The organism is Paracoccus salipaludis (genome assembly GCF_002287065.1).
Lineage (GTDB): Bacteria > Pseudomonadota > Alphaproteobacteria > Rhodobacterales > Rhodobacteraceae > Paracoccus > Paracoccus salipaludis.
Window position 1 is genome coordinate 47000 of record NZ_NSJZ01000012.1, and the last position, 13212, is coordinate 60211.

Consider the following 13212-nt stretch of genomic DNA (forward strand, 5'->3'; position numbering starts at 1 on the left):
CTGATTTCGGGCGGAAACCTACCCTTGCGCAAACGCAGGCGTAAAGCGACGATGCGGCCAAACCGTTTTGCAGGAATGCAGGCATGGACTGGGACGACCTGCGCATCTTCCTGGCCGTCGCGCGCGAGGAATCGCTGTCGCGCGCGGGCCGCAGGCTGGGGATGGACGCCTCGACCGTGGGGCGGCGCGTGGCGCGGCTGGAAACCGCGCTGGGCCGGGTGCTGTTCGCCAAGACGCCGCAGGGCTATGCGGTGACGCCCGAGGGCGCGGCGCTGGTCCCCCATGCCGAGGCCGCCGAGGTGGCGGCGCAGGCGGCGGCCGAGGCCCTCACCCAAGGGGGGCTGACGGGGCAGTTGCGCATCGGCGCGCCCGACGGCTGCGCCAACTACCTGATGCCGCAGCTTGCCGCCCGGCTGATGGACGAGCATCCGGGGCTGGAGATCCAGATCGTCGCCCTGCCGCGCGTCTTCAACCTTTCCCGGCGCGAGGCGGACATGGCCATCGCCGTCAGCCGCCCCCAGACGGGCCGGGCGGCGATCCAGAAGATCGCGGACTACCAGCTGCACCTTGCGGGCCATGCCGACTATCTGGACCGCCACCCGCCGATCCGGGGCCGCGCCGACCTGAAGGGGCACCGGATGATCGGCTATATCCCCGAGATGATCTTCGACCGCGAGCTCGACTACCTGTCTGAAACGGGGGCGGACCATGCGGCGCTGTCCTCGAATTCGGTCAGCGTGCAGATGCAGGCGATCCGGGCCGGGGCGGGCCTGGGGATCGTCCACGACTTCGCCATTCCCTTCGCGCCGGGCGTCCGGCGCGTGCTGGCCGACCAGGTCGCGCTGACCCGGTCCTTCTGGCTGCTGCGCCCGGCCGACGACCGGCGCTCGGCCCGGCTGAACCGGCTGGCCGAGGCGGTGGCGCTGGGCCTGCGCCGCGAGGTGGCGCGGCTCGAGGCGCTGGTCGATGCGCAGGGTTGACGAAACGATCCGTCGCGGCAACGCTGGATTGAACCCAATGCGAAGGTGCCCCGCCATGATCGTGAAGCAGATCCTCGCCATGAAGTCCGGCCCGGACGAGATCGTGACGATCCGGCCCGACACCACGGTCGCCGAGGCGGCGCGCCTGCTGTCGGAACGCCGCATCGGGGCGGTGGTCGTGTCCTCGGACGGACGCCGCGCCGAGGGGATCCTGTCGGAACGCGACATCGTGCGCGAGCTGGGCCGGTCCGGGGCCGAGGTGCTCGACCGCAAGGCCAGCGACATGATGACCAGCAAGGTCAGCACCTGCGTCTGCGCCGACGACGCGCTCGAGGTGCTGGAGCGGATGACCCAGGGGCGCTTCCGCCACCTGCCGGTGGTGAACGACAAGGGCGAGATGCTGGGGGTCGTGTCCATCGGGGACGTGGTGTTCGGGCGGCTCAAGGAACTGAGCGCCGAAAAGGAGGCGCTGACCGGCATGATCATGGGCAACTGAGCCCGTGCGATTGCATCGCGGCGCTTGCATGGCCTCGGGTTTTCGGCTTCCGTCATGACGGAACCGTGAACGGAGCAGACCCATGCGGATCGGCCTTTACCCTGGCACCTTCGACCCGATCACGCTGGGCCACGTGGACATCATCCAGCGCGCCGCGACCCTCGTGGACCGGCTTGTGATCGGCGTCGCTATCAACCGCGACAAGGGCCCGCTGTTCTCGCTGGAGGAACGCGTGGCCATGGTTCACGCGGAATGCGACGCCATCGGCCAGGGCCGCGGGGTCGAGATCGTGGTCCATCCATTCGAGAACCTGCTGATCGACTGCGCCCGCGACGTGGGCGCCAGCGTCATCGTGCGCGGCCTGCGGGCGGTGGCCGACTTCGAGTATGAATTCCAGATGGTCGGCATGAACCGCGCGCTGGACGCCAGCGTGGAAACCGTCTTCCTGATGGCCGACGCGCGCCGGCAGGCCATCGCCTCGAAGCTGGTCAAGGAGATCGCGCGGCTGGGCGGCGACGTGTCCAAGTTCGTGACCCCCGCCGTGAACCAGGCGCTGCGCGCCCGCTATGCCGCAGCTCCCGGCGAAAGGAGGGCGGGATGAGCGATCCAGGCGTCCCGAGGCCCCGGCCGATCCCCGACCCCACCCGGCCGCCCATGCCCGACCCGGCGCCCGACCCCGGGCCGCAGCCCGCCGCGCGGCGGTCGCAGAACTTCACGCGGCTGACCGCGCATGACGAGCGGGGGACGCCCTACCGTCCCGGCTCGGTGCGGGACGACATCACGCCCGACACCATTCCCGAACCCGCGCTGATCGGCTTCGACGCGATCGCCGATTCGCTGCGCGCGGGCTGGTCGGATTTCCAGCGCGCGCCCGGCTTCGGGCTGTTCTTCGCCGCATTCTACGTGCTGGGCGGGCTGGTGCTGACCGCCGTCGCCACGGCCTCGGGGCAGGAATGGTGGCTGATGCCCTTTGTCGTGGGCTTTCCGCTGATCGCCCCCTTCGCCGCCGTGGGGCTTTACGAGGTCAGCCGCCGGATCGAGTCCGGCCTGCCCCTGGACTGGCCGGGCGTGCTGGGCGTGGTCTTCGCGCAAAAGGACCGGCAGGTGCCCACGATGGCCATGGCCATCCTGCTGATGTTCATGTTCTGGGTCTTCGTCGCCCACACCATCTTCGCGGTCTTCATGGGCATCCAGTCGCTGACCAACGTCACCACCTCGCCCGAGATCCTGCTGACGGGCCGCGGCCTGACGATGCTGGCGCTGGGCACGGTGATCGGCGCGGGCTTTGCCGCCGCCCTGTTCGGCATGACCGTGGGAGGCCTGCCCCTGATCCTCGACCGCGAGGTGGACCTGGCCAGCGCCATCATCGCCAGCTTCGACGCGGTGACCGCAAACCCGCTGGTGATGCTGGCCTGGGCGCTGGTGATCGCGCTGATCCTGTTCGCCGGGATCGCGCCGCTGTTTTTGGGGCTGTTCATCGCCCTGCCGGTCCTCGGACACGCAAGCTGGCACATGTACCGCCACCTGCTGCCGCCCGAGGACGACGAGGGCTGAAACGAAAGCGGGCGCCGCAGGGGCGCCCGTCCGTGACCGCTTCCCGAAGGATCAGTCGTCCAGATCGACCGGCTGAGGTGGGGCCAGCTTCGGCGTGACGCCGTTGCCCAGCGGGTCTTCCTGACGCTGGACCGAGCCCTCGAAATGCGCGCCCGATTCAATGGCGATGGTCTTGTGGACGATGTCGCCTTCCACCCGCGCGGTGGCCGACAGGCGCACCTTGAGGCCCCGGACGCGGCCCACGACGCGGCCGTTCACGATGATCTCGTCGGCCACGATCTCGCCGCGGATGGTGGCGCTTTCGCCGACCGTCAGCTGGTGGGCGCGGATGTCGCCTTCCACCACGCCCTCGATCTGGGCGTCGCCCTGGGTGGTGATGTTGCCCTTGACCGTCAGGTCGCTGGACAGCACCGACGGACCCGAACGGGGACGCATCGCCTGCGGGGCTGCGGGAAAGTCGGGCTTGGTATCCATCACGGGCCGGTTCACTTCGGAGTCCTGGGGGTAGGCGCGGGGGCCGGGTTCGGTGACGCGGGTCTTAGAAAACATTCTGTGCGGCCTTGATGAAGCTCATGGGGTTCACGGCCTTCCCGTCCACACGCACCTCATAGTGCAGATGCGGCCCGGTCGAGCGGCCAGTGTTGCCCATATCACCGATCAGGCTGTTGCGCGAGACTTTCTGCCCCACTTTCACCCGGATCTTGGACAGGTGGCCATAGCGCGTCTCGGTTCCCAGCTCGTGCTGGATCTTGATCAGGTTGCCATAACCGCGCTGCCAGCCCGCATAGGTCACGACGCCGTCGCCGGTGGCGAAGATCGGCGTCCCGACGGGCCCGGCCATGTCGATGCCCTGGTGCGCGCGGCCCCAGCGCTGGCCATAGCCCGAGGTGAAGCGGAAGGCCGACTTGACCGGCATCGCCAGCGGCAGCTTGCTGATGGCGATCTTGTAGTCCTTGACCTTGCCCAGGGACACCATGACCTCGCTGGCGCGGGCCTCGGATTCGGTGATCGCCGCGTTGCCGCGCGACGAATAGCCCATGGGGGTCAGCGGACCGCCGGTGCCTTCATAGCCCTCGCGGACGGTGGCCAGCAGTTCCTCGCTGTCCACGCCGACCTGCTTGAACATCTCGTCCAGCGGCTTGACCGAGGCCTCGACGGCTTCCTCCAGCTGGGCGAAGATTTCCTCGTTGCGGGCGATCATGGCGTCGCGCTCGGCCGCCATCGCCTCGGCCGTGCGGACGGCCTGGTCGGCGCGCAGGGTGGCGGCGGTGCGCTCGGCGGCGGCGGATTTCAGTTCGCCGGACAGGACGTCCAGCGCCGCCGACATCTCCTCGGCGCGCGCGGCCCGGGGCAGGGCGCCCGACACCTGGGCCTGGGCCTCGGCAAGCTGCTGGCGCGTGTCCTGCGCCTCGGCCAGCGCGTCGTGCAGCGAGGCCTGGATCGCGCCGATCCCGCTTTCCAGTTCGCGCCGCTTTTCCTCGGAGGCCAGCAGTTGCGACTGCATGGCCGAGATCTGGTCCAGTGCGGCGGTGAAGCGCGTCTGCGCGGCGGTGGCCTCGGCCGCGCGGGCGTCGCGCTCGGCGACAAGCTGCGCAAGCCCGCCTTCCATGGCGGCGGCGCTGGTGCGCGGCCCGGTGGCGTCCAGCGCCAGGATCGAGGTGGCGACCGCCGCCCAGCCGAAGACCATCACCGTGCCGACCCGGCGCACCATCGGGCGCCGGGGCGCAGCCACAGGAGTATCGGTTGCGGAACGGAGAGAAGCCGATCGCGTCATGGGGTTTATCCAGTCGTGAGAGGCCGAGGGCAGCGCCTCGAGGTTGCGGCTTGCTAGCGGAAACCGTGGCAAGGGCGCAACGCTGGCGGAAAACTTTGCAGTCCGGTCGGCGGAACCTCGCCCAACGGCGCGGGCGGGTGGGAACCTTTCCGCGCAACGGTCGCGGCTGCGACGATGGAGGGTCTTGCCGACTCAGGCGATGGCGTAGGGCAGTGGGCCGGTGCGGTCGCCCGGGATCGTCACCTCGCGGTCGATCGGCGGGACCGAGCGCTGGTGGCACTCACGGCGCGGGCAGATGCGGCAACTGACCCCGATCTGCTCGTAGCCGGCGGGATTCGCGACGTCGAGATCGTCGGCATAGGTCAGGTCGCGGGCGTGGGCGATCTCGCAGCCAAGGCAGATGGCAAAGCGGCGCACGGGCGCGCGGAAGGCCCCGCCGGGCTTGGCCACCTCGCGCGACAGGCACAGGTAGCGCACCCCGTCGGGCGTTTGGGCCAGCTGGCGCAGGAACTGGCCCGGAGTCTCGAAGGCGCGGTGGACGTTCCACAGGGGGCAGGCGCCGCCGAAGCGGGCGAATTGCAGCCGGGTGGCGGAATGGCGCTTGGTGATCGTGCCCGCCTGGTCCACGCGCACGAAGAAGAAGGGAATGCCGCGTTCCCCCGCCCGCTGCAGGGTGGACAGACGGTGCGCCACCTGTTCCAGCGAGGCGCCGAAGAGATGCGCGAGCCGTTCGAGGTCGTGGCGTTCCGTCCGCGCCGCCGAAAGGAAGCTGCGGTAAGGCAGCAGGGCCGCGCCGGCGAAATAGTTCGCCAGCCCCAGCCGGGCGATGTCGCGTGCGGCGGGGCTGCGGAAGCGCGCGAGGTCCAGCGTCGCGTCCAGAAGCTCGCCCCGCGTTTCCCGTGCAACCAGGTTCAGCAACTGGAAGACCTGCGTCGCCGGGTCCGCCGCCGCGTTCAGCGTGATCACCTCGCCGTCACGCCGGAAGACCGAGCCGGGCGGCAGCTCGGCGATGCGGACCGCGATGCCGCGCTCGGCCAGCGCCGCCACGGCCCGCTCCATCGGGGGCACGCGCCGCCCCTCGGGGCAGGCGAAGCGTTCGGCCGCGCGGTCCACGGCGTCGATGTAGTTGTCGCAGTAATGGAAGAAGTCGCGCACCTCCTCCCACGGCGAGGTGAGCGCGTTCTGCCCCGTGGCGCCGATGGCCTCGTCCAGCGCGGCCAGCCGGTCCTGGCCCTCGCGGTGGGCCCGGTAGAGGTCCAGGAAGGCCCGCACCAGACCCGGCGTGTTGGACGCCGCCAGCCGCATGTCGGCCAGCGTGGGCGCGTCGTCGAACAGCGGGTCGGCCAGCGCCTCGGCCAGGTCCACCACCATCCGGTCCGCGTCGCCCGCCGCCAGCGCGCCCACGTCCACCGAGAACTCGGACGCGAGCCGCAGCAGCACGCCCGCCGAAACGGGGCGGTGGTTGTTCTCCATCTGGCTGAGATAGGGCAGCGAGACGCCCAGCCGGTCGGCGAAGACCCGCTGCGTCAGGCCGTGGCGGTTGCGCGTCTCGCGCAGCGAGGCCCCGGCATAGATCTTGTGGCTGGCCATGGGTTCCTCGTGCCGCGTCGTTTGCAAAACTATCAGAATTTTGCAAACGAAAATGCAGGATGCCGTTCAGATCGGTCGTGCATCCGATGCACGGGCCTTCAGCCCCAGTCGTGGAACACGAACCAGGCGCCCGCGCAGATCAGCCCGAAACCGACGGCGTGCTGCCAGCCAAGCCGCTCGCCGAGATAGAGCCACGAGAATCCCGCGAAGACGGTCAGGCTGATGACCTCCTGGATGGTCTTCAGCTGGGCCGCGCTGAAATGCCCGTGGCCGATGCGGTTCGCGGGCACCTGCAGGACATATTCGAAGAAGGCGATGCCCCAGCTGACCAGGATCACCGTGACCAGCGGCGCCGTCTTGAACTTGAGATGCCCGTACCAGGCCAGCGTCATGAACAGGTTCGACGCGACCAGCAGGCCGATGGTGACGGCAGGGACCGGCAGGCTCAGCCCCATTGCTGGACGTGGTGCCGTTCCAGGTTGCCGAAGCGGGTAAAGCGGCCCTCGAAGCTGAGTTCCACCGAGCCGATGGGCCCGTGGCGCTGCTTGCCGATGATGACCTCGGCCTTGCCGTGGACCTGCTCCATCAGCTTCTGCCAGTCCGCCATCTTGTCGAGGTCGTGGTCGGACGGCTTCTCGCGCTCGCGGTAATATTCCTCGCGGAAGACGAACATCACGATGTCGGCGTCCTGCTCGATCGAGCCGGACTCGCGCAGGTCGGAAAGCTGCGGGCGCTTGTCCTCGCGGCTTTCGACCTGGCGGCTCAGCTGCGACAGAGCGATTACCGGGATGTTCAGCTCCTTGGCGATGGCCTTGAGCCCCTGGGTGATCTCGCTCACCTCGTTGACGCGGCTGTCCTTGGCCGAGGCCGCGCGCAGAAGCTGCAGGTAGTCCACGATCAGCAGGTCAAGACCCATGGTCCGCTTCAGCTTGCGGGCGCGGGCGGCAAGCTGGTTGATCGGCAGCGCGGGCGTGTCGTCGATGTAAAGCGGGCAGTTCTGAAGCGCATGGGCGGCTTCCACGAAGCGGCGGAACTCCTCTTCGGACAGCTCGCCCCGGCGGATCAGCTCGCTCGGCACCTCGGCGGCTTCCGAGAGAATTCGCGCGGCCAACTGCTCGGCCGACATTTCCAGCGAGAAGAAGCCGACGACGCCGCCGTCCACCGTGCCCCGGCTGCCGTCGGGCAGGTCGCCCATCCGGTGCGCCTTGGCGACGTTGAAGGCGATGTTGGTGGCCAGCGAGGTCTTTCCCATCGAGGGGCGCCCGGCCAGGATCAGCAGGTCCGACTTGTTGAGGCCGCCCAGCTTGGCGTCGAGGTCGATCAGCCCGGTCGAGATCCCCGACAGCTTGCCGCCGCGCTGATAGGCGGCATTGGCGGTTTCCACGGCGCCCGTCACCGCCTGCAGGAAGGACTGGAAGCCGCGCTCGGCCACGCCCTGCTCACCCAGCTTGTACAGCGTCTGCTCGGCCGTCTTGATCTGGTCCTCGGCGTCGTCGTCGATGGCGACGGTCGCGGCGCGGGCCGAGATTTCCTGCCCCAGCGCGATCAGTTCGCGCCGCAGGGCGAATTCGCGGATCATCCGGGCATAGTCGCGCGCGGCATAGGAGGAAACGGCGGCGCCCGCGAGGCGCGCCAGATAGGCGGGGCCGCCCAGTTCCTTGAGCCCCGCGTCATGTTCCATGAAGGCCTTGATCGTCACCGGGCTGGCCAGCGCGTTCCGCACGATGCGCTCGGAACACAGCTCGAAGATGCGGCGGTGGACGGGATCGTAGAAATGCTCGGCCCGGATCAGGCGGGTGATCGAGTCGAACACGTCGTTGTTGGTCAGCAGCGCGCCCAGAAGCTGCTGTTCGGCCTCGATCGAGAAGGGCACTGAAGGGGTATCGGACTCCTCGGCGGCCGCCGTGGGGCGGGGCGCGAGCGCGCGAAGCTCGTTCATCTCATGTCCTCGACTCGGGTGCGCCGACTATCTCACGCCCGGGCGCGGCGGTCCACGATCACGCCCCGCGCGGGCGCGGGACGGATCGGTGGAAAGCCTGTGGATAAGGGGTGAACCTGTGGATAACCCTGTGGTTCAATCAGGGATGAGCCGCCTGCCACCCCCGCGGGTCGTTCAGGAAAGCCTCGACTTCAGAAAGGGTTGCCTGGTCGAAGGACCCCTGCGCTTTGGCTTCTTCCAGCACGTCCCACCACGTGCACAGGTGATGCAGCGTTACACCATGATCGCCCAGACGCTGCGTCGTCTCGGGAAAGATCCCGTAATAGAAGATCACCGCCGTATGGACGCAACTCGCCCCCGTTTCCCGGATGGCATCCACGAAGGACAGCTTGGACCCGCCGTCGGTCGTCAGGTCCTCGACCAGCAGGACGCGCTGGCCTTCGCGCATCTCGCCCTCGATCCGGGCGTTGCGGCCGTAGCCCTTGGGCTTCTTGCGGACATAGGTCATGGGCAGGCCCAGCCGTTCCGCGACCAGCGCCGCGAAGGGAATGCCCGCCGTCTCGCCGCCCGCGATGTTGTCGAAGGCCTCGAAGCCCGCGTCGCGGCAGACGGTCGCCGCCATGAAGTCCATCAGCGTGCCCCGGATGCGGGGGTATGAGATCAGCTTGCGGCAGTCGATGTAGGTCGGCCCCTTCAGCCCCGAGGCATAGGTGAAGGGCTCGGCCGAGAAATGCACGGCCCTGATCTCCAGCAGCATCCGGGCCGAAAGGCGGGCGATCTCCTCGCGCGTGGGAAAGGTCAGGGTCATGCGTCGGTCTCGATATGCCAGAACAGGGGAAAGCCGGGGTCGAAGACGGTCACAGTCTCGCCCCCCGCCTCGATGCGGTCGGGGAAGACGGCGGGCTCGTCGCGGCGGACAAGGCGGATGTGGTCCGCGTTGGGGGGCAGGCGGTAGAAGGCGGGGCCGTTCAGGCTGGTGAAGCCTTCCAGTCTGTCCAGCGCATCCGCCTCCTCGAAGACATTGGCGCAGATGGACAGCCAGTTCGGCGCGGTGAAGCAGCCCGCGCAGCCGCAGGCGCTTTCCTTGGCCCGGTCGGGGTGCGGCGCGCTGTCGGTGCCGGAAAAGAACCGCGGGTCGCCCGAGGTGGCGGCCTCGACCAGCGCCAGCCGGTGCGATTCGCGCTTGGCGACCGGCAGGCAGTAGTAATGCGGCCGGATCCCCCCCGCGAGGATGTGGTTGCGGTTGATGACGAGGTGGTGCGTCGTGATCGTGGCGCCGATGTCGCCGCCGGCGCGGACGTAATCGACGCCGTCCTTTGTCGTCACATGCTCCATCACCACGCGCAGGCCAGGCGTCGCGCGGCGGATCGGGTCCAGCACGCGGTCGATGAAGACGGCCTCGCGGTCGAAGATGTCTACGGAAGGGTCCGTCACCTCGCCGTGAACGCACAGCGGGATGCCCGCCTCGGCCATCGCCTCGAACACCGGGCGCACGCGGTCGAAGTCGCGCACGCCGCTGGCCGAGTTGGTGGTCGCGCCCGCCGGATACAGCTTGACGGCCGCGATGATGCCGGCCCCGTGGGCGGCCAGGACGTCGGCCGGATCGGTGGTCTCGGTCAGATACAGCGTCATCAGGGGACGCAACGTCGCGTTTTCCGGCAGTGCGGCCAGGATGCGGGCGCGGTATTCTGCCGCATGCGTCCCTGTCACCACCGGAGGAACGAGGTTGGGCATGATGATCGCCCGCCCCAGTCCGGCGGACCAGGGGGCCACGGCCGCCAGCATCTGCTGGTCGCGCAGGTGAAGATGCCAGTCATCCGGACGGCGCAGTCGCAAGAAGTTGTCCATGGCCTGCATCTATAATGAACCGTATGGCGTTAGCCAGAAGCCCGGCGGCGCCCGATTGCAGTCCGTGCAACCGCGCGCAGCCTTCGCCGTTCAGGGTGATCCTGGCTGACACGACGTTTATCGTGAAAGGATATCGCGGATGAATATGATGATCGCACCCTACGCGCCCTCGATGCGGCTTTGGGGAGACATGATGCGCATGGGGATCGAGGCTCAGTTCATCATGACCCTGCGCACGGCGGGGATGCTGGGGATGCTGCCGCATGGCAAGGACGAGAACCTGCTGATGGTCACCGAAAAGGCCGATGCCTGCCGGGAATCGATGAGCGCGGCGTTCCGTTCGGCCGCGCGCGGCGCGCGTGCCGACCAGATCCTCGCGGCGGCGCTGAAGCCTTACGGGCGCCGGACGCGCGCCAATGCCAAGCGGCTGGGGCGCGGCTGAGCCACCGGCCCCGGCGCATCGCGCCGGGATGATGCCGTGCCGGCCGCCACGACCGGGGCCGCCGCAATGAAAAGGCCCGGCAGTTGCCGGGCCTTTCGTTCATTCCGCGGGCGATCTCAGATCAGCTTGCCCATGGCGACCGCGGTGTCCGACATGCGGTTCGAGAAGCCCCACTCGTTGTCGTACCAGGACAGGATGCGGACCAGCTTGCCCTCCATCACCTTGGTCTGGTCCATGTGGAAGACCGAGGAATGCGGGTCGTGGTTGAAGTCGGACGAGACCAGCTTCTCCTCGGTGTAGCCGAGGATGCCCTTGAGCTTGCCGTTCGCGGCTTCCTTGATCGCGGCGTTGATTTCCTCGACCGAGGTGTCGCGGGCGGCTTCGAACACCAGGTCCACGACCGAGACGTTCGGGGTCGGCACGCGGATCGACACGCCGTCCAGCTTGCCCTTGAGGTTCGGCAGCACCAAGCCTACGGCCTTGGCCGCACCCGTCGAGGTCGGGATCATCGACAGCGCCGCGGCGCGGGCGCGGTACAGATCCTTGTGCATCGTGTCCAGCGTCGGCTGGTCGCCGGTGTAGCTGTGGATCGTGGTCATGAAGCCGCGGGTGATGCCCACCGCCTCGTTCAGGACGTAAGCCACGGGCGCGAGGCAGTTCGTCGTGCAGGAGGCGTTCGAGACGACGTGATCCCCGGATTCCAGCGTTTCGTGGTTCACGCCGTAGACGATCGTCTTCAGCGCGCGGTCAGTGGACCATTCGCCCGACACGGGGGCCGAGACCAGCACGCGCTTCGAGCCGTTTTCCAGGTGGATCTTGGCCTTCTGCCCGTCGGTGAAGATGCCGGTGCATTCCAGCGCCACGTCCACGTCGCCCCACGGCAGCTTGGCCGGGTCACGCTCGGCGGTGACGCGGATGGGGCCGCGGCCGACGTCGATGCTGTCGGCGGTGGTCGTCACCTGCGCCGGGAAGCGGCCGTGGACCGAGTCGTAGCGCAGCAGGTGCGCGTTGGTTTCCACCGGCCCGAGGTCGTTGATGGCCACCACCTCGATATCGGTGCGGCCCGATTCAACGATCGCCCGCAACACGTTCCGTCCGATCCGGCCAAAGCCGTTGATCGCTACCTTGACAGCCATGAATACCTCCAACCGCTTGTCTGCGCGCGGACGGAATGCCCAAAATGGCCGGGAAATGCAATCATGCGACCGCGCGCATTGTTTCCGTGGCCGGGCTGCGGCGGAGGCTCAGCGCCAGAAGCTGACCCATTCCACGAAATGCAGCATCTGCCGGCCGAACAGCAGCGGCAGGCCCCAGTGCAGGACCATGCCATCCAGCACGAAAAGGCCGACGATCAGCAGCGCCAGAACGAGCGCGATCTTGTTGGTCATATCTGCCCCGGAACGATGCGCCTTCTCTTAGTCGCGGGCGCGCGCGGCGTGCAAGTCCGCGCACGGCGGCGCTTCATCCCACCGCGCCATCTGCGCGCCTTGCGGCCCCTCCGTCACCCGGCCGGCGCGGCGCTGTCCAGTTCCTCCTCCTCGACCAGCAGGAACAGCTCTCCCGCCTGCTCCATCCGCCGGATGGCGGCGACGACCGCGTTCATCGCTTCTTCGGCGTCCTTGGCGGTGACCTTGCCGATCGTTTCCATTTCTTCACGCATGCTGTCGGCCAGGCGCGAACTGAGGCCGGACAGCAGGAACCCGACCGTGGGGGCGTTGTCGCCGGCGGCCCCGGCCAGGGCGCGGGTGATGGTCACCGCGTCCACCTCGCGCATGATGCGGGGGACGTCGCGGGGGTCGATGCGGCGGGGGATGTTGGCCCAGGTGAAAATGGTCTTGCGCACCCGCCCGGCGAAATCGGCGTCGTCCTGATCCAGTCCCGTCAGCACCGCGTCGCGCGTGAGGGCGGGGGCGAAGTTCAGGATCGCGCCGACCTTCTCGACGGGCTGCCCCTCGATCGCGGGCTGGGGGCGGGCATCGATGGCGCGGATCAGGGCAAGGCCGATGCGGCGCAGGGCAGGGGCCTCGATCCCTGCGGTCAGCGACATCGCATAGGCGATCTGGCGCGCCAGACCGGCGTCCAGCAGCCCGAAAACCTCGGAGGCGCGGGCGACGGGCAGGCGGGTGAACATGACCGCCGCGACCTCGACCGCCTCGGTCCGCGCGACCTCGGCCAGTTGCGCGGGTGGCATGGCGGCGATTCGGTCCCAGGGGTCCGTGATGCCGTTCAGGGCCGCGAGCCTGCGCAGCCGGTTCGTCGTGTCCGCGGACAGGTGCGCGCCCAAGAAATCCAGCGTGCCGTCGATCGAGCCGGGGAAGGTCACCCCCACCGACTCGATCATGTCGCAGAACTCGGCGATGACTTCGTCGCAGGTGTCGCGGTCTACCAGCTCCATCCCCGCCATTTCCTGCGCCAGCAGCGCCTGCAACTCAGGCGGCAGGCGCGACAGGTCCAGCCCCGCCCCGTCGGCCAGCATCACGCGCACCACCACCGCCGCCTTCTGCCGGGGCGAAAGCCCCGGTGCCGCCCTGAGCATCCGCGCCCCCCTGAGTCGAACCCTTGGGGAACAGCCTGCCAGAGCGGCCTTAA

General features: G+C 68.7%; 15 protein-coding genes. 5 read left to right on the plus strand and 10 right to left on the minus strand.

Features of this window, described 5'->3' with window-relative positions; translation table 11 throughout:
- The first annotated feature begins 83 nt into the window (after positions 1 to 83).
- The 4 genes from CK240_RS12845 (at position 84) to CK240_RS12860 (ending at position 3030) form a co-directional block, all read left to right on the plus strand.
- Positions 84 to 980, plus strand: coding sequence for a LysR family transcriptional regulator (locus CK240_RS12845; RefSeq protein ID WP_095640735.1), 897 nt, complete (start codon positions 84 to 86; stop codon positions 978 to 980).
- Between the two features lie 55 nt (positions 981 to 1035).
- Entirely contained in the window at positions 1036 to 1476 is a 441-nt protein-coding gene (locus CK240_RS12850; RefSeq protein WP_095640736.1) for a CBS domain-containing protein, read from the plus strand.
- Positions 1477 to 1558: 82 nt separating this feature from the next.
- The gene (coaD, locus tag CK240_RS12855) at positions 1559 to 2077 is read left to right on the plus strand and encodes a pantetheine-phosphate adenylyltransferase (RefSeq protein WP_095640737.1); all 519 of its coding nucleotides are present in this window, start codon (positions 1559 to 1561) and stop codon (positions 2075 to 2077) included.
- Positions 2074 to 3030 (plus strand): DUF2189 domain-containing protein, encoded by a 957-nt coding sequence (locus tag CK240_RS12860; protein ID WP_240517413.1) that lies wholly within the window; start codon positions 2074 to 2076, stop codon positions 3028 to 3030. The genes coaD and CK240_RS12860 overlap by 4 nt, the downstream gene beginning before the upstream one ends.
- Positions 3031 to 3081: 51 nt before the next feature.
- On the opposite strand, the gene CK240_RS12865 is transcribed toward CK240_RS12860, so the two are convergent.
- The 7 genes from CK240_RS12865 to pyrC form a co-directional block, all read right to left on the minus strand.
- Positions 3082 to 3579 (minus strand): bactofilin family protein, encoded by a 498-nt coding sequence (locus CK240_RS12865; protein WP_095640738.1) that lies wholly within the window; start codon positions 3577 to 3579, stop codon positions 3082 to 3084.
- Positions 3569 to 4804: a DUF5930 domain-containing protein gene (locus tag CK240_RS12870; RefSeq protein ID WP_095640739.1), complete on the minus strand. Its 1236-nt coding sequence runs from the start codon at positions 4802 to 4804 to the stop codon at positions 3569 to 3571. Before CK240_RS12870 ends, CK240_RS12865 begins: the two co-directional genes overlap by 11 nt.
- Positions 4805 to 4996: 192 nt before the next feature.
- A complete protein-coding gene (locus tag CK240_RS12875; protein ID WP_095640740.1) occupies positions 4997 to 6394 on the minus strand; it encodes a helix-turn-helix domain-containing protein in 1398 nt (465 codons plus the stop codon).
- 98 nt (positions 6395 to 6492) lie between these two features.
- Positions 6493 to 6849, minus strand: a complete 357-nt coding sequence (locus CK240_RS12880; protein ID WP_095640741.1) for a DMT family protein — start codon at positions 6847 to 6849, stop codon at positions 6493 to 6495.
- Positions 6840 to 8333, minus strand: a complete 1494-nt coding sequence (locus CK240_RS12885; RefSeq protein ID WP_095640742.1) for a replicative DNA helicase — start codon at positions 8331 to 8333, stop codon at positions 6840 to 6842. The genes CK240_RS12880 and CK240_RS12885 overlap by 10 nt, the downstream gene beginning before the upstream one ends.
- Before the next feature lie 139 nt (positions 8334 to 8472).
- Complete coding sequence (locus CK240_RS12890; protein ID WP_095640743.1) at positions 8473 to 9141, minus strand: orotate phosphoribosyltransferase; 669 nt, start codon at positions 9139 to 9141, stop codon at positions 8473 to 8475.
- The gene (pyrC, locus tag CK240_RS12895) at positions 9138 to 10181 is read right to left on the minus strand and encodes a dihydroorotase (protein WP_095640744.1); all 1044 of its coding nucleotides are present in this window, start codon (positions 10179 to 10181) and stop codon (positions 9138 to 9140) included. Before pyrC ends, CK240_RS12890 begins: the two co-directional genes overlap by 4 nt.
- A gap of 139 nt (positions 10182 to 10320) precedes the next feature.
- Between pyrC and CK240_RS12900 the strand changes: the two genes are divergently transcribed.
- Positions 10321 to 10623, plus strand: coding sequence for an antibiotic ABC transporter (locus tag CK240_RS12900; RefSeq protein WP_240517415.1), 303 nt, complete (start codon positions 10321 to 10323; stop codon positions 10621 to 10623).
- A gap of 116 nt (positions 10624 to 10739) precedes the next feature.
- Here CK240_RS12900 and gap read toward each other — a convergent pair whose 3' ends face one another.
- The 3 genes from gap to CK240_RS12910 form a co-directional block, all read right to left on the minus strand.
- The gene (gap, locus tag CK240_RS12905) at positions 10740 to 11759 is read right to left on the minus strand and encodes a type I glyceraldehyde-3-phosphate dehydrogenase (protein ID WP_095640745.1); all 1020 of its coding nucleotides are present in this window, start codon (positions 11757 to 11759) and stop codon (positions 10740 to 10742) included.
- A 108-nt stretch (positions 11760 to 11867) separates the two neighbouring features.
- The gene (locus tag CK240_RS18720; protein WP_167650046.1) at positions 11868 to 12011 is read right to left on the minus strand and encodes a hypothetical protein; all 144 of its coding nucleotides are present in this window, start codon (positions 12009 to 12011) and stop codon (positions 11868 to 11870) included.
- Between the two features lie 113 nt (positions 12012 to 12124).
- Positions 12125 to 13159 (minus strand): flagellar motor switch protein FliG, encoded by a 1035-nt coding sequence (locus tag CK240_RS12910; protein ID WP_095640746.1) that lies wholly within the window; start codon positions 13157 to 13159, stop codon positions 12125 to 12127.
- Positions 13160 to 13212 lie beyond the last annotated feature (53 nt).

Excerpts from the sequence above, each read along its gene's own strand:
- CK240_RS12845 (WP_095640735.1), top strand. The coding sequence starts at position 84 with ATGGACTGGGACGACCTGCGCATCTTCCTGGCCGTCGCGCGCGAGGAA.
- CK240_RS12850 (WP_095640736.1), top strand. The coding sequence starts at position 1,036 with ATGATCGTGAAGCAGATCCTCGCCATGAAGTCCGGCCCGGACGAGATC.
- coaD (WP_095640737.1), top strand. The coding sequence starts at position 1,559 with ATGCGGATCGGCCTTTACCCTGGCACCTTCGACCCGATCACGCTGGGC.
- CK240_RS12860 (WP_240517413.1), top strand. The coding sequence starts at position 2,074 with ATGAGCGATCCAGGCGTCCCGAGGCCCCGGCCGATCCCCGACCCCACC.
- CK240_RS12865 (WP_095640738.1), bottom strand. The coding sequence starts at position 3,579 with ATGTTTTCTAAGACCCGCGTCACCGAACCCGGCCCCCGCGCCTACCCC.
- CK240_RS12870 (WP_095640739.1), bottom strand. The coding sequence starts at position 4,804 with ATGACGCGATCGGCTTCTCTCCGTTCCGCAACCGATACTCCTGTGGCT.
- CK240_RS12875 (WP_095640740.1), bottom strand. The coding sequence starts at position 6,394 with ATGGCCAGCCACAAGATCTATGCCGGGGCCTCGCTGCGCGAGACGCGC.
- CK240_RS12880 (WP_095640741.1), bottom strand. The coding sequence starts at position 6,849 with ATGGGGCTGAGCCTGCCGGTCCCTGCCGTCACCATCGGCCTGCTGGTC.
- CK240_RS12885 (WP_095640742.1), bottom strand. The coding sequence starts at position 8,333 with ATGAACGAGCTTCGCGCGCTCGCGCCCCGCCCCACGGCGGCCGCCGAG.
- CK240_RS12890 (WP_095640743.1), bottom strand. The coding sequence starts at position 9,141 with ATGACCCTGACCTTTCCCACGCGCGAGGAGATCGCCCGCCTTTCGGCC.
- pyrC (WP_095640744.1), bottom strand. The coding sequence starts at position 10,181 with ATGGACAACTTCTTGCGACTGCGCCGTCCGGATGACTGGCATCTTCAC.
- CK240_RS12900 (WP_240517415.1), top strand. The coding sequence starts at position 10,321 with ATGAATATGATGATCGCACCCTACGCGCCCTCGATGCGGCTTTGGGGA.
- gap (WP_095640745.1), bottom strand. The coding sequence starts at position 11,759 with ATGGCTGTCAAGGTAGCGATCAACGGCTTTGGCCGGATCGGACGGAAC.
- CK240_RS18720 (WP_167650046.1), bottom strand. The coding sequence starts at position 12,011 with ATGACCAACAAGATCGCGCTCGTTCTGGCGCTGCTGATCGTCGGCCTT.
- CK240_RS12910 (WP_095640746.1), bottom strand. The coding sequence starts at position 13,159 with ATGCTCAGGGCGGCACCGGGGCTTTCGCCCCGGCAGAAGGCGGCGGTG.